Source organism: Bradyrhizobium guangdongense (genome assembly GCF_006483445.1).
GTDB classification, from domain to species: Bacteria; Pseudomonadota; Alphaproteobacteria; order Rhizobiales; family Xanthobacteraceae; genus Bradyrhizobium; species Bradyrhizobium guangdongense_A.
The window spans coordinates 1-1,441 of sequence record NZ_PPPT01000250.1; the positions used below are offsets into that span (position 1 = coordinate 1).

Annotated in this window: 2 pseudogenes; both read right to left on the reverse strand. The window is 66.6% G+C overall.

The annotated features are described in order from the left end of the window. A pseudogene (locus tag C2U70_RS30330) lies at positions 1 to 286 on the reverse strand (glycosidase); the annotation flags it as partial. A gap of 34 nt (positions 287 to 320) precedes the next feature. Continuing rightward, a pseudogene (locus tag C2U70_RS30335) lies at positions 321 to 1,441 on the reverse strand (glycosyl transferase family 1); the annotation flags it as partial.

A 1,441-nucleotide genomic window follows, 5' to 3' on the forward strand; every position in this document is an offset into this window, starting at 1 on the left:
CGCCATGCGCCGCCAGCGCGTCCTCCATTTCGTCGGCGCGGGCCTCGAACGTCGCCAGCAGGTTGCGATGGCGACCCTGGAAATTGTCCAGGACGTCCGCGAGCTGGATGGCAACGGCTTCCGGGTCGAGCGCGAGAACCCGGTCGACGATATGATTTGCACGCATCTTGTCGGTCGGATTGAGGTCACGCGGTTCGACCGCGGGCTTGAACGGCCGTACGATGACCCGCGCCGGATCGGGGCGGAGATGAAGGGCCTGCCGGTTCAGGAAGGTCGCGTGTGACACGGTATCCTCGGCTCGTTGGGTTGTGATGCGAAACTCAGGCGCCGACGGCGCGCAAGGCCGTGGGCTTCGTCAGGCTGGTGTTGGCGCGCGCAAGCTGACGCATCTCGGCAAGTCCGAGCAGATAGCAGACGACCGACTCGCCGCCGCGGTTCTCGTTGGCGCGATCGGGGTGCAATCCGTCGCGGCAACTTCCGGTGTGGGGATCGACCAGCGCCACCGACAGATCGTTGCTGCCGAGAAACCAGGCGAACGCGCGTGCCGCCATGGCTTTCCATTCGGCGTCGCCGTCGGCGCGCCACGCGGTCAGGCATGCCGCGATCGTCGCTGTTGCTTCGACAGGCTGCTGATCGAAGGCACGGGGATGTTGCCGCTGCTCGCCAAAACCGGCAGTGCCGACGGGGCGGAAATGGCCGGCGGCCGTCGTTTGCTGCGTCATCAGCCAGCGCAGAGACCTCAGTCCGGCATCGAGGTACTGAGGCGCCTGCGTCGCCATCCCGGTCAGCATCAGGGCCTGCGGCAAACGCGCATTGTCGTAAGCCAGCCCGTCCTCGAACCACACCCGGTCCGGCGTCTCGACTGAGGCCAGGCAGGACATCAGCCTGTCGGCGAGGGAATGCCTGATATCGCCGGCGTGAAGGTCGTGCGGGGCGACCGGGCAATAAGCGTCGAGACCAAGCAGCGTGAACGCCCAGGCGCGCGGTGAGCTGAAGGTCTCCACGGTCGACAAGGCCTGGGCGAACAAGGCTGCGGCCCAGCGACGCCGCGACGGGCTTGCGTCGTCGCGCGCGGCCTCGCCCAGGGCCCATAGCGTCCGTCCGTGACTATCTTCGGAGCCTTTGTCTTCGAGCCAGTTTCGATCGAAGCCCATGAAGTTGCGAAAATGCCCGGTGTCGGGGTTCCAGGCATGCTGTACGAAGGCGGCAAACCGGGTCGTCAGGACATCCGACAGGGGCTGTTCGCCCGGGCCATTCAAGGCACAGGCCAAAAGCAAGGCTCTGGCATTGTCGTCGACGCAATAGCCGTGCGCGCGATCGGGCACCGAATGCACCGCGTGCTGGAACAGGCCGGTATCGTCGCACATCGACAGGAAATGCCCAATCTGCATCTCGGGCGGGGCGGGGCCGCGCGGCTCGGGCGCGCTGACCTCGGCGCGCG